21 protein-coding genes are annotated in these 18,245 nt (G+C 60.9%); 9 read left to right on the plus strand and 12 right to left on the minus strand.

Translation table 11 applies throughout. From position 1 onward, the window contains the following. Window positions 1-15: 15 nt before the first annotated feature. Together CAF80_RS01865 and cysK are read right to left on the minus strand one after the other, a co-directional pair. Window positions 16-954 carry an aspartyl/asparaginyl beta-hydroxylase domain-containing protein gene (locus CAF80_RS01865; protein WP_085666759.1) on the minus strand — a complete coding sequence of 313 codons (939 nt, stop codon included), beginning with the start codon at window positions 952-954 and terminating at the stop codon, window positions 16-18. Window positions 955-1,141: 187 nt separating this feature from the next. Then, window positions 1,142-2,116 (minus strand): cysteine synthase A, encoded by a 975-nt coding sequence (gene cysK / locus CAF80_RS01870; RefSeq protein ID WP_011332943.1) that lies wholly within the window; start codon window positions 2,114-2,116, stop codon window positions 1,142-1,144. Window positions 2,117-2,244: 128 nt separating this feature from the next. Between cysK and CAF80_RS01875 the strand changes: the two genes are divergently transcribed. After that, a complete protein-coding gene (locus tag CAF80_RS01875; RefSeq protein ID WP_085666760.1) occupies window positions 2,245-3,321 on the plus strand; it encodes a DUF748 domain-containing protein in 1,077 nt (358 codons plus the stop codon). Here CAF80_RS01875 and CAF80_RS01880 read toward each other — a convergent pair. Both CAF80_RS01880 and CAF80_RS01885 read right to left on the minus strand, forming a co-directional pair. Beyond that, window positions 3,318-3,818, minus strand: coding sequence for a helix-turn-helix domain-containing protein (locus CAF80_RS01880; protein WP_085666761.1), 501 nt, complete (start codon window positions 3,816-3,818; stop codon window positions 3,318-3,320). The genes CAF80_RS01875 and CAF80_RS01880 overlap by 4 nt on opposite strands. After that, window positions 3,806-4,036 carry a DUF4160 domain-containing protein gene (locus tag CAF80_RS01885; protein ID WP_085666762.1) on the minus strand — a complete coding sequence of 77 codons (231 nt, stop codon included), beginning with the start codon at window positions 4,034-4,036 and terminating at the stop codon, window positions 3,806-3,808. The genes CAF80_RS01880 and CAF80_RS01885 overlap by 13 nt, the downstream gene beginning before the upstream one ends. Window positions 4,037-4,237: 201 nt before the next feature. On the opposite strand from CAF80_RS01885, the gene CAF80_RS01890 reads away from it, so the two are divergent. Both CAF80_RS01890 and CAF80_RS01895 read left to right on the plus strand, forming a co-directional pair. After that, on the plus strand, window positions 4,238-5,083 hold the full coding sequence (locus CAF80_RS01890; protein ID WP_007911294.1) for a MoxR family ATPase: 846 nt from the start codon (window positions 4,238-4,240) through the stop codon (window positions 5,081-5,083). 12 nt (window positions 5,084-5,095) lie between these two features. Continuing rightward, window positions 5,096-6,274 carry a VWA domain-containing protein gene (locus tag CAF80_RS01895; RefSeq protein WP_085666763.1) on the plus strand — a complete coding sequence of 393 codons (1,179 nt, stop codon included), beginning with the start codon at window positions 5,096-5,098 and terminating at the stop codon, window positions 6,272-6,274. 150 nt (window positions 6,275-6,424) lie between these two features. On the opposite strand, the gene CAF80_RS01900 is transcribed toward CAF80_RS01895, so the two are convergent. From CAF80_RS01900 to CAF80_RS01915, 4 genes are all read right to left on the minus strand, one after another. Then, window positions 6,425-7,342, minus strand: a complete 918-nt coding sequence (locus CAF80_RS01900) for a biotin-dependent carboxyltransferase family protein (protein WP_039772618.1) — start codon at window positions 7,340-7,342, stop codon at window positions 6,425-6,427. Next, window positions 7,339-8,043 (minus strand): allophanate hydrolase subunit 1, encoded by a 705-nt coding sequence (locus CAF80_RS01905; RefSeq protein ID WP_085666764.1) that lies wholly within the window; start codon window positions 8,041-8,043, stop codon window positions 7,339-7,341. Before CAF80_RS01905 ends, CAF80_RS01900 begins: the two co-directional genes overlap by 4 nt. After that, window positions 8,040-8,792 carry a 5-oxoprolinase subunit PxpA gene (locus CAF80_RS01910; protein WP_039772754.1) on the minus strand — a complete coding sequence of 251 codons (753 nt, stop codon included), beginning with the start codon at window positions 8,790-8,792 and terminating at the stop codon, window positions 8,040-8,042. Before CAF80_RS01910 ends, CAF80_RS01905 begins: the two co-directional genes overlap by 4 nt. A gap of 66 nt (window positions 8,793-8,858) precedes the next feature. Continuing rightward, complete coding sequence (locus CAF80_RS01915; RefSeq protein ID WP_074691107.1) at window positions 8,859-10,145, minus strand: MFS transporter; 1,287 nt, start codon at window positions 10,143-10,145, stop codon at window positions 8,859-8,861. Between the two features lie 146 nt (window positions 10,146-10,291). Between CAF80_RS01915 and CAF80_RS01920 the strand changes: the two genes are divergently transcribed. Continuing rightward, window positions 10,292-11,203: a LysR family transcriptional regulator gene (locus CAF80_RS01920; RefSeq protein WP_085666765.1), complete on the plus strand. Its 912-nt coding sequence runs from the start codon at window positions 10,292-10,294 to the stop codon at window positions 11,201-11,203. 119 nt (window positions 11,204-11,322) lie between these two features. Here the strand turns inward: CAF80_RS01920 and CAF80_RS01925 are convergent, their stop codons facing one another. From CAF80_RS01925 to CAF80_RS01935, 3 genes are read right to left on the minus strand one after another with little or no spacing between them, the layout of a single operon-like run. Next, the gene (locus CAF80_RS01925; RefSeq protein WP_011332934.1) at window positions 11,323-11,865 is read right to left on the minus strand and encodes a DUF2937 family protein; all 543 of its coding nucleotides are present in this window, start codon (window positions 11,863-11,865) and stop codon (window positions 11,323-11,325) included. A 13-nt stretch (window positions 11,866-11,878) separates the two neighbouring features. Continuing rightward, the gene (locus CAF80_RS01930) at window positions 11,879-12,655 is read right to left on the minus strand and encodes a class II glutamine amidotransferase (protein ID WP_025110635.1); all 777 of its coding nucleotides are present in this window, start codon (window positions 12,653-12,655) and stop codon (window positions 11,879-11,881) included. Between the two features lie 16 nt (window positions 12,656-12,671). After that, complete coding sequence (locus tag CAF80_RS01935) at window positions 12,672-13,172, minus strand: MFS transporter (RefSeq protein ID WP_074691106.1); 501 nt, start codon at window positions 13,170-13,172, stop codon at window positions 12,672-12,674. A 99-nt stretch (window positions 13,173-13,271) separates the two neighbouring features. Between CAF80_RS01935 and CAF80_RS01940 the strand changes: the two genes are divergently transcribed. Both CAF80_RS01940 and CAF80_RS01945 read left to right on the plus strand, forming a co-directional pair. After that, window positions 13,272-15,326, plus strand: coding sequence for a S9 family peptidase (locus CAF80_RS01940; RefSeq protein WP_085666766.1), 2,055 nt, complete (start codon window positions 13,272-13,274; stop codon window positions 15,324-15,326). Window positions 15,327-15,545: 219 nt separating this feature from the next. Continuing rightward, window positions 15,546-16,019 carry a cyclic nucleotide-binding domain-containing protein gene (locus CAF80_RS01945; protein WP_007956482.1) on the plus strand — a complete coding sequence of 158 codons (474 nt, stop codon included), beginning with the start codon at window positions 15,546-15,548 and terminating at the stop codon, window positions 16,017-16,019. Here the strand turns inward: CAF80_RS01945 and CAF80_RS01950 are convergent. Continuing rightward, on the minus strand, window positions 16,016-16,300 hold the full coding sequence (locus CAF80_RS01950; protein WP_039772629.1) for a hypothetical protein: 285 nt from the start codon (window positions 16,298-16,300) through the stop codon (window positions 16,016-16,018). The genes CAF80_RS01945 and CAF80_RS01950 overlap by 4 nt on opposite strands. Window positions 16,301-16,379: 79 nt before the next feature. Here CAF80_RS01950 and CAF80_RS01955 point away from each other — a divergent pair, with 79 nt between their 5' ends. The 3 genes from CAF80_RS01955 (at window position 16,380) to CAF80_RS01965 (ending at window position 18,169) form a co-directional block, all read left to right on the plus strand. Next, on the plus strand, window positions 16,380-17,066 hold the full coding sequence (locus tag CAF80_RS01955; RefSeq protein ID WP_085666767.1) for a hypothetical protein: 687 nt from the start codon (window positions 16,380-16,382) through the stop codon (window positions 17,064-17,066). 48 nt (window positions 17,067-17,114) lie between these two features. Continuing rightward, entirely contained in the window at window positions 17,115-17,486 is a 372-nt protein-coding gene (locus CAF80_RS01960; RefSeq protein WP_007944009.1) for a YajD family HNH nuclease, read from the plus strand. Window positions 17,487-17,698: 212 nt separating this feature from the next. Further along, a complete protein-coding gene (locus CAF80_RS01965) occupies window positions 17,699-18,169 on the plus strand; it encodes an RNA methyltransferase (RefSeq protein WP_007958066.1) in 471 nt (156 codons plus the stop codon). Window positions 18,170-18,245 lie beyond the last annotated feature (76 nt).

Genomic DNA, 18,245 nt, shown 5'->3' on the forward strand with positions numbered 1-18,245 from the left:
CTTTTAATTCCAGCCTCAACCAAACAGCCAATACCCCAGCAACGTCAACACCACCACCGCCAGCACCGGCCGCATTACGCGGTAGGCCTTTGGATTGCGGCGTTTCCACTGTTTGACCCCACCGCTGAACTTGTCGCTGAAGTTCTTGCTCCAGGCGTAAGCCTGGTTGATCCCGCCAACACGCTCGTCGTCGAGGTTCTGCGGTGCCGTGGCACGGCCCAGCCAGGCGCTGATGAAGCGGTTGATGCGAGTCATGAGGCGATTGCTCAGCGGACGCTCGATGTCGCAGAACAGGATGACGCGGGTCTGTTCGGTTTCGTTCTTGACCCAATGCACGTAGGTCTCGTCGAACATCACGTCTTCACCGTCGCGCCAGGCGTAGACCTGCCCGTCGACGAAGATTCGGCAATCGTCGGAGTTTGGCGTTGACAGACCAAGGTGATAACGCAGGGAACCGGCGAACGGATCGCGGTGCGGGTTCAAATGGCTGCCGCCCGGCAACAGCGCGAACATCGCGCCTTTGACGTTGGGGATGGCACTGACCAGCGCCACGGTTTTCGGGCACAGGGTTTCGGCCGATGGCAGAGGTTTGTCGTACCACTTGAGGTAGAAACGCTTCCAGCCTTTCTTGAAGAACGAGCCGAAACCGGCGTCGTTGTTCTTCTCGGCGGCGCGAATATAACCCTCGTCGAACAGATGCATGGCTTCGTCGCGAATGGTTTCCCAGTTATCACGCAACACGTCCAGCTCCGGAAACTTGCTGCGATCCAGATATGGTTTGGATGGCACGCCCGAGAACAGGTACATCAAGGCGTTATACGGGGCGAACAGCGCCGAGTGGTTGACGAACTGCCGCAGCACCGGCAAACGCGCCTTGCCGCGCAAATGCACGTAGAGGATGCTGCCCACAAACAGCAGCAACACCGACACCTTGGCGGCTAACGAAAAGGTCATCAACAACTCCTTGAAATAAGACAACGCCACGCCATGTCATTTACCCGAGATGGCGGCCGGCCATGATAAACACTACCGGCTCCGGGAAAAACCCGCCCGACTCAAGATTCAGTGTTAAGAATTGCGCAACAAAGCACTTATTAACATAACGATCCTGAACCCTGGCTGACCTGAATCAACGCACCCCTTACTGCTGGTTCTCCTGATCGGTGAACAGATCACTGAACAGCATGCTCGACAGATAACGCTCACCGGAGTCGGGCAGCACCACCACAATGGTCTTGCCCTGCATTTCCGGAGTTTCCGCCAGGCGCACCGCCACCGACATGGCCGCACCACAGGAAATCCCGCACAGGATCCCTTCCTCCTGCATCAGGCGCAGGGCCATGGCTTTGGACTCGTCATCCGTCACCAGCTCGACCCGGTCAACCATCGACAGATCAAGGTTCTTCGGCACAAAACCGGCGCCGATGCCCTGAATCTTGTGCGGGCTCGGCTTGATTTCTTGACCTGCCAGCGCCTGGGTAATCACCGGCGAAGACACCGGCTCCACCGCCACCGACAGAATCGGTTTGCCTGCCGTATTCTTGATATACCGCGACACGCCGGTGATGGTTCCGCCGGTGCCGACGCCCGCCACCAGCACATCGATGGCGCCATCGGTGTCATTCCAGATTTCCGGGCCGGTGGTCTTTTCATGAATGGCCGGGTTGGCCGGGTTATCGAACTGGGCCGGCATGAAATATTTGCCCGCGTCACTGGCTACGATCTCGTTGGCCTTTTCGATAGCGCCTTTCATGCCCTTGGCTGGCTCGGTCAGCACCAGCTCTGCGCCCAGCGCCTTGAGCACTTTGCGCCGCTCGATGCTCATCGAGGCCGGCATGGTCAGCAGCAATTTGTAACCGCGCGCGGCCGCCACGAAGGCCAGGCCGATGCCGGTGTTGCCGGAGGTCGGCTCGACGATGGTCATGCCCGGCTTGAGTTTGCCGCTGCTTTCGGCGTCCCAGATCATGTTGGCGCCAATCCGGCACTTGACCGAGTAGCCCGGGTTGCGACCTTCGATCTTGGCCAGAATGGTCACGCCACGGGGCGCGATGCGGTTGATCTGCACCAGCGGCGTGTTGCCGATGGAATGGGCGTTGTCAGCAAAAATACGGCTCATGGCTGGGTCCTTGTGCAGCGTTGAATTCAGCCTTCCAAGGTAAGCCTGTTGCCCGTGTCAGTCCAGTCGGGCCGAACGTCTGCGGCAGGCGGCAGTCAATCGCTTTACATCGTTCGGAATTTGCTGCCATGAAGCGTCGCTACCGTTGGCCATTGTGGATTTTCGCCACTGTTGTGGTGTTGCTGGTCGCCCTGCACATCGCCCTGCCCTACCTCGTGCGCGACTATCTGAATGACAAGCTGGCCAACATGGGCGACTACCGCGGCCAGATCACCGACGTCGATCTGGCGCTCTGGCGCGGGGCCTACAAGATCAATGGCCTGAAAATCGTCAAGGCCGACGGCAAGGTGCCGGTGCCATTCGTCGATGCGCCGGTTATCGACCTGTCTGTCAGTTGGCACTCGCTTTGGTACGACCATGCTGTCGTGGCGCAGGTGAAATTCTTTAAACCTCAGGTGAACTTCGTCGATGGTGGTGCCAACAAGCAGAACTCCCAGACCGGTCAGGGCACCGACTGGCGTGAGCAACTGGGCAAACTGTTGCCTATCACGCTCGACGAAGTGCAGATCAGCGATGGGCGGATCAGCTTTCGCAACTTCAACTCCAAACCACCGGTAAACATGAATGCAACCAACGTCGACGCCAGCATTTACAACCTGACCAACGTGGTCGACAAAGAAGGCAAACGCGATGCTCGCTTCGAAGGCAAGGCTCTGCTGCTGGGGCATGCCCCACTGGAAACCACAGCCACCTTCGACCCCTTGAGCAATTTCGAAGACTTCGAATTTCGCCTGCGGGCCCGGGACATCGAACTCAAGCGCATGAACGACTTCGCCTCGGCCTACGGCAAATTCGACTTCAACGCCGGCCACGGCGACGTGGTCATCGAAGCCGCCGCCAACAAGGGCCAGCTCAAGGGCTACATCAAACCGCTGCTGCGCGACGTCGACGTCTTCAACTGGCAGCAGGATGTCGAGAACAAGAACAAGGGGATCTTCCGCTCGATCTGGGAAGCACTGGTCGGCGGCACGGAAACCGTGCTGAAAAACCAGGGCAAGAACCAGTTTGCCACCCGAGTCGAACTCAGCGGCAGCGTGCATCAGCAAGATATCAGCGCGTTCGAAGCGTTTTTGCAGATTTTGCGCAACGGATTCATTCAAGCCTTCAATGCCCGGTATGAACGGCCGAAGCCGGATGCGGGCTAAGTTTTACGGTTGACGATGTAGCGCCCGGTATCCTCTGCCGCGATCAGTGCAGGTTTCTCCTGCAACGAATCCCAACCCAGACAGGCCAGGGCCAATGATCGCGGCACCGCTTCCCGACCATTACTGTAGCGACTGATGCTGCGGGCGCTGATACCCAATGCTTCGGCCGCCTCATTCAACGTTAGACCGGTGCGAGCGCGCCAATCCATGAAAATCCGTGTGTTTTCGTCCGGCGCATTTTGCGCGAGCGCGTCCCGATACAAGGTATCGGCACCAATCTGGATATCCGGTTCCAGCCACTCCGCGCTCCAGCCGTCGTCACCCAACTCAGCGGTTGCAAACACTTCAGCGTCCAGTAGCGGAGCGAGCCCCGGATAGGTTTGCAGATCGCGGCTCAAGTCCAGGTTCAGCCGTTGGCCATCAATAAAGGTCAGCGACAGGCAAGCATCGCCAACAGCCTGCACTGCGGCCAATCGTGGCCGCTTCATGGGTAACATCGTTTCCAGTCCTCCAGCAATTGCGTCTGATGGGCCGAAACCCACGCCAACGCTTCCTTGACGATCAGTGGCGGTGCCTTGCCCATCATGAGCTCGACGGTTTCCAGGCTCAGCATCACATCCACTCCACCACCGGTCAGGTGAACATGGGGTGGAGGGTGATCCTTCTCGCGCAACTGAATGCGGTATTTTTCGCGAAATCGGTATTTGGTAGTCATGCCCGAAGGCTATCGCCAAATCGGCGATACCAGGAATACTGGCCTCGTGCCGAAACTGAGTCAACATGTGACGCCCCATTCAGAGACTGAATAAGCCGTCTGCGTTCACAGTCGACCGGGCCGCGCGTTATAGTCGGGCATCCGATTATTTCGCCCCCGCCCTGCCCGTTCAGGTCGGCGTTACCGTTCGAGGATTAGCAGATGAAGTTCGAAGGCACCCAGGCCTACGTCGCCACCGATGACCTGAAGCTGGCGGTCAACGCCGCCATCACCCTGGAGCGGCCGCTGCTGGTCAAGGGCGAACCGGGCACCGGCAAGACCATGCTCGCCGAGCAACTGGCCGAATCGTTCGGCGCCAAGCTGATCACCTGGCACATCAAGTCCACCACCAAGGCCCATCAGGGCCTGTACGAGTACGACGCGGTCAGCCGTTTGCGCGACTCGCAACTGGGCAATGAAAAAGTCCACGACGTACGCAACTACCTGAAGAAGGGCAAACTCTGGGAAGCGTTCGAGTCCGAAGAGCGCGTCATCCTGCTGATCGACGAAATCGACAAGGCCGACATCGAGTTCCCCAACGACCTGCTGCAAGAACTCGACAAGATGGAGTTCTACGTTTACGAGATCGACGAGACCATCAAGGCCAAGAAGCGTCCGATCATCATCATTACCTCCAACAACGAGAAAGAGCTGCCGGACGCGTTCCTGCGCCGCTGCTTCTTCCATTACATCGCCTTCCCCGACCGAACCACCCTGCAGAAAATCGTCGATGTTCACTACCCGGACATCAAGAAGGATCTGGTCAGCGAAGCGCTGGACGTGTTCTTCGACGTGCGCAAGGTGCCGGGCCTGAAGAAGAAGCCGTCGACCTCGGAACTGGTCGACTGGCTGAAACTGCTGATGGCCGACAATATTGGCGAAGCGGTGCTGCGCGAACGCGATCCGACCAAAGCCATCCCGCCGCTGGCCGGTGCGCTGGTGAAGAACGAACAGGACGTGCAACTGCTTGAGCGCCTGGCGTTCATGAGCCGTCGCGGCACCCGCTAAGAGGCTGATGCCATGTTGCTCAACCTGTTCAATGAAATGCGTGCAGCCAAGGTGCCGGTCTCGGTGCGCGAGCTGCTCGACCTGATCAACGCGCTGAAACAGCGCGTCACCTTCGCCGACATGGACGAGTTTTACTACTTGTCGCGGGCGATTCTGGTGAAGGACGAACGGTATTTCGACAAGTTCGACCGTGCGTTCGGCGCCTACTTCAACGGTCTGGAAAAGCTCGACGATCACTTGCAGGCGCTGATCCCCGAAGACTGGTTGCGCAAGGAATTCGAGCGTTCGCTGAGCGACGAGGAACGCGCGCAGATCCAGTCCCTCGGCGGCCTGGACAAGCTGATCGAGGAGTTCAAGAAACGTCTGGAAGAACAGAAGGAACGCCACGCCGGCGGCAACAAATGGATCGGCACCGGCGGCACCAGCCCGTTCGGCTCCGGCGGTTTCAACCCGGAAGGCATCCGGGTCGGCGATGCCGGCAAGCGCCAGGGCAAAGCGGTGAAAGTCTGGGATCAGCGCGAGTACAAGAACCTCGACGATTCCGTGGAACTGGGCACCCGTAACATCAAGGTCGCCCTGCGTCGCCTGCGCAAATTCGCTCGTCAGGGCGCGGCGGAAGAGCTGGACATCGACGGCACCATCGACCACACCGCCAAGGATGCCGGCCTGCTGAACATCCAGATGCGCCCGGAGCGGCGCAACACGGTGAAGCTGTTGCTGCTGTTCGACATCGGCGGCTCGATGGACGCCCACGTGAAGATCTGCGAGGAATTGTTCTCGGCCTGCAAGACCGAGTTCAAGCATCTGGAGTACTTCTACTTCCACAACTTCATTTATGAATCGGTGTGGAAGAACAACATGCGCCGCACTTCCGAGCGCACGTCGACCCAGGACCTGCTGCACAAGTACGGCGCCGACTACAAAGTGATCTTCATCGGTGACGCCGCGATGGCGCCTTATGAAATCACCCAGGCTGGCGGCAGCGTCGAGCACTGGAACGAAGAGCCGGGTTACGTGTGGATGCAGCGCTTCATGGAGAAGTACAAGAAGCTCATCTGGATCAATCCGTATCCGAAAGATACGTGGGGCTATACATCGTCGACCAATATCGTGCGGGACTTGATCGAGGATCAGATGTATCCGCTGACGTTGCGCGGGCTGGAAGAGGGGATGCGGTTTCTGTCCAAGTAAGCGGATGGTTCCCATGTCGAGGCGTCGAACCGTCTGCGTGGGAATGCATCAAGTGACGCTCTGCGTCACTGGGACGCGGAGCGTCCCGGGCGGCATTCCCACGCGGAGCGTGGGAACGATCAAACGCAGACGCGTTCGACGTGGGAACGATCAAGTAAAGCGCTGTAGATATTCGAGGTGTTCCCGGTGTGCGACGTCCTGCACCACCGGGCGCAATCTGACCTTCGCCCCCGGCAGACACTGTGCCAGTCGAGCCAGCGCCAGCGGCGTCAAGGCACCCAATCGCGGATAGCCGCCAATGGTCTGCCGATCATTGAGCAACACGATCGGCTGCCCGTCCGGCGGCACCTGCACCGCGCCCAGCGGAATGCCCTCGGAAATCATCGGTTTGCCCTGATACTGCAACGCCGTGCCCAACAGACGAATACCCATGCGATCGGCGCGACTGTCCAGCGTCCAGGCACGGTTGAAGGCATCGAACAGACTCTGCCCGCTGAACTGACCGATCTGCGCGCCCAGCACCAGATCCAGTGGCGCGTCGAGGCGCAGGTCCGGTCGATGCTCCGCCGGAACCTCACACATCAACAGGGTTTCGCCCTGATAACTCAGCGAAGCGCCCTTGGCCAGCGGCAATCCAAAACCATCAAGACCGCCAAGCTCCTCACGCACCACCGTGGCACTGCTGCCCAGCACTTTCGGCGCACTGAAACCGCCGGGCGCCGCCAGATAGGTCCGCGCCCCCAGTAACGGTTGGGTGAACTTCAAGGTCTGCCCTTTGCGCAGCTTGAAACTGCGCCACGGCGCCAACGCCTCGCCGTCGATCTGCGCGCCAAGGTCGGCGCCAGCCAATGCCAGCAAGCAATCTTCTTCAGCCACCACCGTGAACCCGCCGAGGGTGATTTCGATCACGGGCAAGTCCAGGCCATTGCCCAGCAGCCAGTTGGCCCAGGCCATCGACCGCCAGTCCGCCGCGCCGCCCTGGGTCACGCCCAGATGGCGCACGCCAAACCGCCCGGCATCCTGCAACAGGCACAGCGGTGTGCTCGCATCAATCGTCAGTCGGCTCATGCCAGGGCCTCCAGAGGCGTGTCGTCACCACCGAGGCGGATGAATTCGGCGTGGCTCACCGCTTCAAAACGCACGGTATCCCCGGGCTGCATGAGGCTGTAGCCATCGCGTTCACGGTCGAACAGTTTTGCCGGCGTGCGACCGATCAGGTTCCAGCCACCGGGAGACACCACCGGATACGCGGCCGTCTGCCGCTCGGCGATGCCGACGCTGCCGGCGGCGACTTTCTTGCGTGGGGTATTCAGACGTGGTGCCGCGAGAACTTCTTCCACCAGCCCCATGAACGCGAAACCCGGCGCAAAGCCTAGGGCGAACACCTGATATTCACGAGCACTGTGACGGCGGATCACTTCTTCCACCGCCAAACCGCTGCGTTGTGACAGCAGACTCAATTCCGGTCCGACGCTCAGGTCGTACCACACCGGTAGCACATGACACTGGCCGCCGGTGCGCGCGTTCGGCGACAGGTCGATCAAGGCTTCGGCGATCAATTCGCGAGCCTGACCCGGATTCAATTCGGTCAGGTCGTAATGCACCATCAACGTGGTGTACGACGGCACCAGATCGATCAGATGTGCGCCGAACACCGTGCGCAACCGCTCACTGGCGGCGAGCATCCACGGCATGTTGGCTTCGGCAATTTCATCGAACAGGCGCAGCATCAGACAATCCAGCGCCACCACTTCCACGCACGGATTCATGGCGCGCTCTGCTCGTTCAGGGCCTGACGAATGCGCTGCACGGCGGCCACTGAACTGGCGTTGTCACCGTGCACGCACAAAGTGTTGGCTTGCAGGTGCAGCGCGCTGCCGTCGCTGGCCGTGAGGTTGTCGCCACGGGCGATGGTCAGCGCTTGCCCGATGATGGTTTCGGAATCGTGGTGCACCGCGCCCGGCAGTTGTCGCGAAACCAGTCGGCCGACGCTGTCGTAGGCGCGGTCGGCGAAGGCTTCGAACCACAGGGTCACGCCGTATTCGTCGCCGAGCTGTTGCGCGGCCGTGTTATCGCGGGTCGCCATCAGCATCAGTGGCAGGCTGCGATCGTAAGCCGCGACGGCCTGAATCACCGCCCGCAACTGCGCCGGGTTGGCCATCATGTCGTTGTACATCGCGCCGTGGGGTTTGACGTAACTGACTTTGCCACCTTGGGCACGGCAAATGCCGTCGAGGGCGCCGATCTGGTAATGCAGGATGTCTTGCAGTTCCTGGGCGGTGTAGGCCATGGAGCGGCGGCCGAACCCCACCAGATCCTGATAGGCCGGATGCGCACCGATCTGCACGCCGTGGCTCAGGGCCAGGCTGACGGTCTTGCGCATGATGCTCGGGTCGCCGGCGTGAAAGCCGCAGGCAATGTTGGCGCAGTCGATGAAGGGCATGACTTCCGCGTCCAGACCCATGGTCCAGCTGCCGAAGCTCTCGCCGATGTCACAGTTCAATAGCAGGCGGCTCACGGTGAACACTCCTGTAGTTCTTTTCTTTTTTTGCTGTGGGACAGACAGTGTCCCGCAGGTTATCAGTTACTGCGCGTCCAGTTGCTTGCCACGGGTTTCCGGCAGGCTCAACGCCGCGAGAATCACCACCCCGTAGGACACCGCCGCAAAGGCACCGATGCCTACACTCAGCGGCACTTTCTGGCTGAGCAACCCGATCAACAGCGGGAACAACGCCGCCAGTGCCCGGCCGATGTTGTAGCAGAAGCCCTGCCCCGAGCCGCGAATCCGGGTTGGAAACAGCTCGGTGAGAAACGCGCCCATGCCACTGAAAATCCCCGAGGCGAAGAAGCCCAGCGGGAAACCCAACCACAGCATCACGCCATTGCTGACCGGTAATTGGGTGTAGAGCAGAACGATGGTGAACGAGCCGACCGCGAACAGGATGAAGTTCTTCTTGCGGCCCAGCAGGTCGGTCAAATAGGCGCTGATCACATAACCGACGTAGGAACCGATGATCACCATCGCCAGATAACCGCCGGTGCCGAGTACGCTCAAGCCGCGTTCGTTCTTCAGAAAAGTCGGCAGCCAGGAGGTGATCGCGTAATAACCGCCGAGGGCGCCAGTGGTCAGCAATGAGGCGCGAATGGTGGTGAAGAGCATGCCGGGGGCGAAGATCTCGTAGAACTTCGAAGGGCTGTCCAGAGTTTGCTTGGCTTTGGCTTCGCGGTAGATCTCCGGGTCTTTCACCAGACGCCGGACAAAAATCACGAACACCGCCGGCACGATGCCGAGGATGAACAGTGCGCGCCAGGCGTCTTCCGGTGGCAGTACCGAGAACAGCAGCGCATAGAGAATCGCCGTCAGGCCCCAACCCAAGGCCCAGCCGGATTGCACCATACCCACCGCTTTACCGCGGTCCTTGGCCCGGATCACTTCACCGATCAGCACCGCGCCGGCGGTCCATTCACCGCCGAAACCGAAGCCCATCAGGGTTCGGGCGATCAGCAGTTGTTCGTAGTTTTGGGCGAAGCCGCAAAGGAAAGTGAAGAAGGCGAACCACAGCACCGTCAGTTGCAGGGTGCGCACGCGGCCGATGCGGTCGGAGAGAATCCCCGCCACCCAACCGCCGATGGCCGAAGCGATCAGGGTGCTGGTGTGGATCAGGCCGGCTTCGCCGGTAGTGATGCCCCACATCGCGATCAGGGTCGGCACCACGAAGCTGAGCATCTGGGTGTCCATGCCGTCCAGACCGTAGCCGATCTTGCAGCTCCAGAAGGTCCGGCGCTCCTGCTGATTGATGTTGCGATACCAGTCGAACGGGCCGGGACGGGCCGCAGTCTTGGGGAGGTCGAGGGTGTCGGGCGCACTCATGGCATGTCTCCGCAGGCTTTTATTAGTCTTGTTCGAAGCTCCGACGACGCCTATCGTGGGAACCGGATGCGTCGATTCTTGGGTGCGTCACCCGGTCGCGTCCAACGAATAAAAACCCGCCCAAGACATAAGAAAAATTTGTTGCCATGAACCTGAAGTTTCTCGAAACCTTCGTCTGGGTCGCCCGGCTGAAAAGTTTTCGCCTGACCGCCGACAAGCTGTTCACCACCCAGGCTTCGATTTCCAGCCGGATTGCAGTACTCGAAGGCGAGCTCGGGGTGAAGCTGTTCCTGCGTGACTCACGCGGCGTCAGTCTGACGCCCGAAGGTTTGAAAGTGCTGGATTATGCCGAGCAGATGCTCGACACGATGCAGGCGCTGAAGCAGTCGATCGAGACCCGATCGAGCAAGGTCGGCCGGGTGCGCATCGGGGTGATGGACACGGTGATCCACACCTGGCTCAGCCCGCTGGTGGCGCAGATGACCGATCTGTACCCAAGGGTGGAAATCGAGCTGGTGGCGGATACCTCGCTGAACCTCTGCGATCAGCTGCAAAAAGGCTTTCTCGATCTGATCCTGCAAACCGATCTGGTGCGCCAGGAAAGCGTGCGCAGCCTGGAGCTGGCCAGCCACCCCATTGGCTGGATCGTCGCCAGCCATTCGATCTACAACCGCGACTACCAAAACCTCGCCGACCTGGCGCAGGAACGCATAATCACCTACTCGAAAAACTCCCGGCCGCATCAGGACATCCTGGCGCTGATGCAGGCCAAGGGCGTGCTGGCGCCACGCTTGAACTGTGTGAATTCAGTGTCGGCGATCACCCGTCTGTTGCGCGACGGATTCGGTATTGGCGCGTTGCCGCCGGTACTGGTGACCGAGGAACTGGCGCGAGGGGAATTGACCCTGCTTGACATCGAACAGCGTCCGCCGAACCTGCAGGTGGTGGTGTCGTGGCGGGTCGGTGTGGAATGGGTCGAGGAGATCGTGACGTTGTGTCAGCAGGTGCTGGAGGAATATGCGCGCAAGGTAGGTACGGATTACATCGTTCTAAGTTGATCGTTCCCACGCTCTGCGTGGGAATGCCTAAACGGACGCTCCGCGTTCGGCTTTGGAAGGGACGCGGAGCGTCCCGGGCTGCATTCCCACGCGGAGCGTGGGAACGATCTTCATAAGTCTTACAGCCCGCGCACATCCCGGTCTTCGATCGGCCGGCTCTGGCGCAGGCGCTTGCCGCCCAGCACCACCCAGTCGATCAGACGGAACAGGCATTCAAGGCCGAACGACAGCAACATCGCGCCGCTCATGCCCCAGATCATCGCTTCCGGCGTCAGCAGGATCTGGTAGCTGTAGCCGTTCCAGGTTTCCTTGCGGATGTCCGGGTCGGCGGCCAGCACCACTTGCAGGAAGCGGATGTACCACGGGCCCTGCATCGCCTGGAATTGCTTGTCCAGCGCCAGCTGACGGTTGAGCAAGGTGCTCAGGCTGTCGGCATCGCTGCGAAACACCGGGTCTTCGCTGGCACGGTAATGGGCGACCAGTGCCTGGATATCACCCTTGAAAAACTGCTCGGCGGTGCCCTGGAAGCCGCGTAGACCAGTCTGCGCCTCGATCAGGTGCGCTTCGACCCGCTTGGCGTAATCGTTGATGAAGCCCGGCACCTGGACACCGATCAACAGGCCCGCCGCAAACAACACCAGCCGTAGATAACTGAGCAACATGGGGGTGCAATCCTTATTCGGTCGTGCCCTGGCTGACGCATTCGCCGCGTCGCCACAGGCTCCATTGGCCCGGTTCGTAGCGGGTCCAGGTTTCGTTTTCGGTCAAGGGTTCGGTGGCAATCACCGTGACCACGTCGTTGGGCGTGGTTTCGGCCTGGAAATCGACGATCACATCGACATCCTTGAGCCGCGCCGGGCCAAACGGTGCGCGTCGGGTGATCTGCGCCAGTTTGGTCGAGCAATAGCAGAACAGCCAGTCGCCGTCGCTGAGCAGGCAGTTGAACACGCCTTTGCTGCGATATTCAGCGCAGGCCGCGACCAGATCCGGCAGCAGCACTTCTATGTCGACCGGTTCCGGAAACGCTGCACGTACCCGGTTGAGCAAATCGCAGAACGCCGCTTCGCTGTCGGTATCGCCGACCGGGCGGTAGAAACTCTTGATCGGGGTGAAATCGGCGAGCTGACCGTTGTGCGCGAAGCACCAGTTGCGCCCCCACAGTTCGCGGACGAACGGGTGGGTGTTGGACAGACAGACCTTGCCGACGTTGGCCTGACGGATATGCCCGATGACCACTTCGCTCTTGATCGGATAACGCTGCACCAGATTGGCCACTTCCGACTCGCTGCTGGCCGCCGGGTCCTGGAACAGGCGCAGCCCACGACCTTCGTAGAAGGCAATGCCCCAACCGTCGCGGTGCGGGCCGGTGCGGCCGCCGCGCTGCATCAGCCCGGTGAAGCTGAACACGATGTCGGTCGGCACGTTGGCACTCATGCCCAGTAATTCACACATGTGCGGACTCTCGTGATTACAGACGCGGCTCGACCCGCATGCGCTGCGGATTGCTCGGCACCGGCGGGCGACCATAGCGGTCATCGCCGGCACCGCCGAACGGTTGATCGGCGTCACGCTCGTCATCGGCACGGGCCGCTGCGCGGGCGGCTTCAGCCTGCTCCCGGCGGGCCTTGGAGGCGCGTTCGATCGGCAGGCGGATCAGCACAAAAATCAGATACAGACCGAACGCGATCATGGCGTACATGAGCAGTTCGGAAATGGCGCGCCAGGCGTTATTGCCGACCTTGAACGCCAGATCCAGCACGGTGATGGCGATAGCCGGGGCAAATTTTTCCTTCACCGGGTCAATGATGGTCGGGCTGAACAGCAACACCGCCATCAGCACACGCAGCGGCTCGCGCAGCCAACGCCACATCCAGCGGGTCATGCGCATCCACACCAGCAGGCAGCCCACGGCGGCAAAGGCGTAAAGGCCCCAGGCGATCAGATAGTCGTTCTCGGTCATGGTGTCCATGGCAAGGCAGGCAAAGAGGCGCTTATAGTAACGACTTTTCGCACGTCAGGCTTCCCCGCCGTCCGTGCTGCCCTTATTTGTCATGTCCGAGAGCTTTCCATGCCCGTATCCGCCAACGTCATCAGCGCCCCGATTGCCCACAAGGCCGCCGGTCACGACCCGTACGCCTGGCTGCAGGAACGCGACACCGACGCGGTGCTCGACTACCTCAAGGCTGAAAACGACTATCAGCAGGCACAGACCGCCGATCAGGCTGAGCTGCGCGAAACCCTGTTCGAAGAGATCAAGGGCCGGATCCTCGAAACCGACCTGTCTCTGCCGTCGCCATGGGGCCCGTACCTGTATTACACCCGCACCACAGCGGGTGACGAATATGCCCGCCACTACCGCTGCCCGCGCCCGGCCGATGACAGCCTGACCCTCGACGAAAGCCGCGAACAACTGCTGCTCGATCCGAACGCACTGGCCAACGGCGGCTTTTTCTCCCTCGGCGCCTTCAGCATCAGCCCGGATCACCAGCGTCTGGCCTACAGCGTCGACGCCTCGGGCGATGAGATTTACACGCTGTTCGTGAAGGAATTGTCCAGCGAGCGCGTCAGCGAACTGGAATTCCAGGACTGCGACGGCAGCATGACCTGGGCCAATGACAGCCTGACGCTGTTCTTCGGTGTGCTCGACGACACCCATCGCCCGCACAAGCTGTTCCGCTATCGCCTCGACGGCACGGCCGCCGAAGAGGTGTTCCACGAACCGGACGGGCGTTTCTTCCTGCACTGCTACCGCGCCAGCTCCGAGCAGCAATTGCTGTTGTCGCTGAGCAGCAAGACCACCAGCGAAGTCTGGGCGCTGGACGCCCATCAGCCGCAGCAGCCGTTCACCTGCCTGGCGCCACGGGTCGAGGATCACGAATACGACGTCGACCACGGCAAGCTCGATGGTGAGTGGACCTGGTTCATCCGCACCAACCGCGACGGCATCAACTTCGCCCTGTATCAGGCGCCGGACACCGGCATCGCACCGAGCGAAGCCGACTGGCAGAACCTGATCCCGCACAGCGATTCGGTGATGCTCGATGGCGTGACCCTCAACGCCGAAGCCCTGACCCTGAGCCTGCGCGAAGGTGGGCTGCCGATCATCGAAGTTCGCCCACACGGTCTGGCGCCTTATCGCGTGCAATTGCCGGACGCGGCCTACAGCCTCTACGTGCAAAACAGCCTGGAATTCGAAAGCGACCGCATCCGCCTGCGCTACGAGGCGTTGAATCGTCCGGCTCAGGTTCGGCAACTGATCCTCGCCACCGGCGAGCAGACTGTCCTCAAGGAAACCCCGGTGCTCGGCCCGTTCGACGCCGACGCCTACGTCAGCCAGCGCCTGTGGGCGACCGCGCCGGACGGCACCCAGGTGCCGATCAGCCTGGTGATGAAACGGGAAATGGTTGGCAAACCCGTGCCGTTGTACCTGTACGGTTACGGCGCCTACGGTTCAAGCCTCGACCCGTGGTTCTCCCACGCCCGCCTGAGTCTGCTGGATCGCGGCATGGCGTTCGCCATCGCCCACGTGCGCGGCGGCGGTGAGCTGGGCGAAGCGTGGTACCGCGCTGGCAAGCAGGAGCACAAGCACAACACCTTCAGCGACTTCATCGCCTGCGCCGAATTCCTGATCCTCAACGGCATCACCACCGCGCCACAACTGGCGATCAGCGGTGGCAGCGCCGGTGGCCTGCTGATCGGTGCTGTGCTCAACCAGCGTCCGGATCTGTTCGGTGTGGCGATTGCCGAAGTGCCGTTCGTCGACGTGCTTAACACCATGCTCGACCCGGATCTGCCGCTGACCGTCACTGAATACGACGAGTGGGGCAATCCCGAAGAGCCGGAGGTCTACGAGCGGATCAAGGCCTATGCGCCGTACGAAAACGTCACTGCACAGGCGTATCCCGCAACACTGGTGATCGCCGGCTACAACGACAGCCGCGTGCAATATTGGGAAGCAGCCAAGTGGGTTGCGAAATTGCGCGCGACCAAGACCGATGACAATCCATTGCTGCTCAAGACCGAACTGGGCGCCGGCCACGGCGGCATGAGCGGGCGTTATAAGGGATTACGTGACGTAGCGCTCGAATATGCATTTGTTTTCAAGGTTCTGGGCATTGCCTGAGGAACTCCGCCGGTCACTTGGGTCTTAATTCCAGACCCGATAGGCCGATAGCACATCAATCCCCTGTGGGAGCGAGCCTGCTCCGGGCGGCGATCCGACGATAGCAATCTGTCAGTCATGTTGATGTTGGCTGACACTCCGCCATCGCGAGCAGGCTCGCTCCCACAGGAGTTCTGTGCAACGCCTTGAAACAGTGAAAACAAAAAAAGACCGCACGACATGTCAGAACCCACTCTACTGAACAACGAAATCCGCGACTGGCTGATGGACTGCGGCCTGTTCGATCAATTGCAACTGGCGGATTTCGCCGCCGCCTCGGGTTACTTCAGCATCAGCACCGTGGCTGAAGGCGAAGCGATCTTTCGCGAAGGCGATGCCGGCAGTTTCATGTGCATCATCCACACCGGCCAGGTGGCCGTGCAGAAAACCGGCGGCGACGGTCAGGTCGTTACCATGGCTACCCTGCGCAGCGGTCGGGCATTCGGTGAAATGGCCGTGCTCGACGGCGAACGCCGTTCGGCGACTTGTGTGGCGGCGAGCAACTGCCAGTTGCTCAACCTCGGCAAGGACTCGCTGGAAAAAATGCTCAACGACGCGCCGAAGATCGCCGCCAAGATCATCCGCGCCCTTGCCGTCTCCCTCTCCAAACGCCTGCGCATGGCCGACGGCCAGCTCGCCGCCCAGCAGATCTAGCCCCCCGGGGATTTGGGCTTGCTGTCGTTCTGTTCCAGGCCCGGCAATGGCTGATCCTTGGTCGGCGGGCTGGGCATTTCGATCGGCACCAGCGGCGGGCCGCCACTGCCGGGGCCGGCTTTGGGAATCGGCACCGGGCTGATCTGCGGATACGGGGTTGGCGTCGCAGTACCGGGCGAGCCCGGTTGCGGTGTCGGGCTGACGGGAATCGTCTGTTGCGCCTGTACGGCAGTTATCGAGAGCGCGGCCAGGGTAATGACCGTTAGAATGGTGCGCTTCATCAAGGTCTCCGTTGGCCTGAAGTCTGCCTTCAGGCTACTCCCAACGCGCCGGCTTGCCTTCCCCCCTGTAGAGATTTCCATGAAACGTTTCGTTCTGCTCGACACCACGCCGATCCCTGACAACGGCGGCGCCCTGTGCCTGTTCGAGTATGGCGAGGACTTCGTCATCAAGATCCAGGGTGGCGACGGCGGCCAATTGATGAACACCCGCATGCACGGCTCCGAAGATGCGCTGGCCGAGATCCCGTGCCGCAAGGTCGCCGGCCGGCCGAACTCGCGGGTGCTGATCGGCGGTCTGGGCATGGGCTTCACCCTTGCCTCCGCGCTCAAGCACCTGGGCAAAGGTGCCGAAGTGGTGGTCGCCGAACTGGTGCCCGGCGTGGTCGAGTGGAACCGTGGCCCGCTCGGTGAAAAGTCCGGGCGCCCGCTGCTCGATCCGCGCACGGTGATCCGTCAGGAAGACGTGGCCAAGGTGCTGCAAAGTGAGCCGAACGGTTTCGACGCAATCATGCTCGACGTCGACAACGGCCCCGAAGGCCTGACCCAGAAGGCCAACAGCTGGCTGTATTCCGCCGCAGGCCTGGCCGCCTGCGCCAAAGCGATGCGGCCCAAAGGCGTGCTGGCGGTGTGGTCGGCCAGCGCCGACCGGCAGTTTTCCGACAAATTGAAGAAGGCCGGTTTCAAGGCCGAGGAAGTCCAGGTCTTCGCCCACGGCAACAAGGGCACGCGCCACACGATCTGGATTGCCGAGAAGCTCAAGGGCTGAGCTAAACTTGCGTCATAACCGTCATTAGTCTTCTGCAAAGGTGAACCCATGAGTTCGTCCACCCCGACCAACACCTCGAAGCTGGATCGCATCCTCGCCGACAACCAGCGCGACAAGGAAATGGGCTACCGCGACAAGGCCCTGAAGATGTACCCGCATGTGTGCGGCCGCTGCGCCCGTGAGTTTTCCGGCAAGCGCCTGAGCGAACTGACCGTGCACCACCGCGACCACAACCACGACAACAACCCGCAGGACGGTTCCAACTGGGAACTGCTGTGCCTGTACTGCCACGACAACGAACACTCGCGCTACACCGATCAGCAGTATTTCGGCGAAGGCTCGCTGAGCACGCCGAAAATCGCCAAGGCCACGCACAATCCGTTTGCGGCACTGGCCGGTCTCATGAAAAAAGAAGACTGAGTTCCCCAACTCTGATGTGATCGTTCCCACGCTCTGCGTGGGAATGCCTCAATGGACGCTCTGCGTCCGCTTTGGGACGCGGAGCGTCCCGGGCTGCATTCCCACGCGGAGCGTGGGAACGATCAACAGCGTGGGAACGATCTGTCCTGAATCTGCCCGCCCTCCCCCAATCCCCGTATAATCGCCCTCTTTTTCCCGAAGGCACCCCGCTCGTGGCAGACAAACGGTACAGCTGCATTGGTTTGTATAACCCCAAATCACCGGAAAACGTCGGTTCGGTGATGCGCGCCGCAGGCTGCTACGGCGTGTCGACCGTGTTCTACACCGGCAAGCGCTATGAGCGCGCCGCCGATTTCGTCACTGATACCAAGCGCGTGCACTACGACATCCCGCTGATCGGCATCGACGACCTGAAAAAGATCCTGCCGCTCAATTGCGTCCCGGTTGCCGTGGAACTGGTTGACGGCGCCCGCCCGCTGCCGGAATACACTCATCCGGATCGCGCCCTGTACATCTTCGGCCCCGAAGACGGCTCGCTGGATCAGGAGATCCGCGACTGGTGCGAAGACGTCGTGTACATCCCGACCACCGGTTGCATGAACCTCGCCGCCACGGTCAACGTTGTGCTCTACGACCGCATGGCCAAAGGCCTGAACACCCGCTCCGGACCGAAATTCCGCTGAAACGCCGCACATCCGATGGAACGAGCTGACCGCCTGCGCAGTCAGCTTGTTTATCGATTACTCATTGCCTGGAGAA

The organism is Pseudomonas sp. B34(2017) (genome assembly GCF_002112915.1).
Lineage (GTDB): Bacteria > Pseudomonadota > Gammaproteobacteria > Pseudomonadales > Pseudomonadaceae > Aquipseudomonas > Aquipseudomonas pharyngis.

Excerpts from the sequence above, each read along its gene's own strand:
- CAF80_RS01865 (WP_085666759.1), bottom strand. The coding sequence starts at position 954 with ATGACCTTTTCGTTAGCCGCCAAGGTGTCGGTGTTGCTGCTGTTTGTG.
- cysK (WP_011332943.1), bottom strand. The coding sequence starts at position 2,116 with ATGAGCCGTATTTTTGCTGACAACGCCCATTCCATCGGCAACACGCCG.
- CAF80_RS01875 (WP_085666760.1), top strand. The coding sequence starts at position 2,245 with ATGAAGCGTCGCTACCGTTGGCCATTGTGGATTTTCGCCACTGTTGTG.
- CAF80_RS01880 (WP_085666761.1), bottom strand. The coding sequence starts at position 3,818 with ATGTTACCCATGAAGCGGCCACGATTGGCCGCAGTGCAGGCTGTTGGC.
- CAF80_RS01885 (WP_085666762.1), bottom strand. The coding sequence starts at position 4,036 with ATGACTACCAAATACCGATTTCGCGAAAAATACCGCATTCAGTTGCGC.
- CAF80_RS01890 (WP_007911294.1), top strand. The coding sequence starts at position 4,238 with ATGAAGTTCGAAGGCACCCAGGCCTACGTCGCCACCGATGACCTGAAG.
- CAF80_RS01895 (WP_085666763.1), top strand. The coding sequence starts at position 5,096 with ATGTTGCTCAACCTGTTCAATGAAATGCGTGCAGCCAAGGTGCCGGTC.
- CAF80_RS01900 (WP_039772618.1), bottom strand. The coding sequence starts at position 7,342 with ATGAGCCGACTGACGATTGATGCGAGCACACCGCTGTGCCTGTTGCAG.
- CAF80_RS01905 (WP_085666764.1), bottom strand. The coding sequence starts at position 8,043 with ATGAATCCGTGCGTGGAAGTGGTGGCGCTGGATTGTCTGATGCTGCGC.
- CAF80_RS01915 (WP_074691107.1), bottom strand. The coding sequence starts at position 10,145 with ATGAGTGCGCCCGACACCCTCGACCTCCCCAAGACTGCGGCCCGTCCC.
- CAF80_RS01920 (WP_085666765.1), top strand. The coding sequence starts at position 10,292 with ATGAACCTGAAGTTTCTCGAAACCTTCGTCTGGGTCGCCCGGCTGAAA.
- CAF80_RS01925 (WP_011332934.1), bottom strand. The coding sequence starts at position 11,865 with ATGTTGCTCAGTTATCTACGGCTGGTGTTGTTTGCGGCGGGCCTGTTG.
- CAF80_RS01930 (WP_025110635.1), bottom strand. The coding sequence starts at position 12,655 with ATGTGTGAATTACTGGGCATGAGTGCCAACGTGCCGACCGACATCGTG.
- CAF80_RS01935 (WP_074691106.1), bottom strand. The coding sequence starts at position 13,172 with ATGGACACCATGACCGAGAACGACTATCTGATCGCCTGGGGCCTTTAC.
- CAF80_RS01940 (WP_085666766.1), top strand. The coding sequence starts at position 13,272 with ATGCCCGTATCCGCCAACGTCATCAGCGCCCCGATTGCCCACAAGGCC.
- CAF80_RS01945 (WP_007956482.1), top strand. The coding sequence starts at position 15,546 with ATGTCAGAACCCACTCTACTGAACAACGAAATCCGCGACTGGCTGATG.
- CAF80_RS01950 (WP_039772629.1), bottom strand. The coding sequence starts at position 16,300 with ATGAAGCGCACCATTCTAACGGTCATTACCCTGGCCGCGCTCTCGATA.
- CAF80_RS01955 (WP_085666767.1), top strand. The coding sequence starts at position 16,380 with ATGAAACGTTTCGTTCTGCTCGACACCACGCCGATCCCTGACAACGGC.
- CAF80_RS01960 (WP_007944009.1), top strand. The coding sequence starts at position 17,115 with ATGAGTTCGTCCACCCCGACCAACACCTCGAAGCTGGATCGCATCCTC.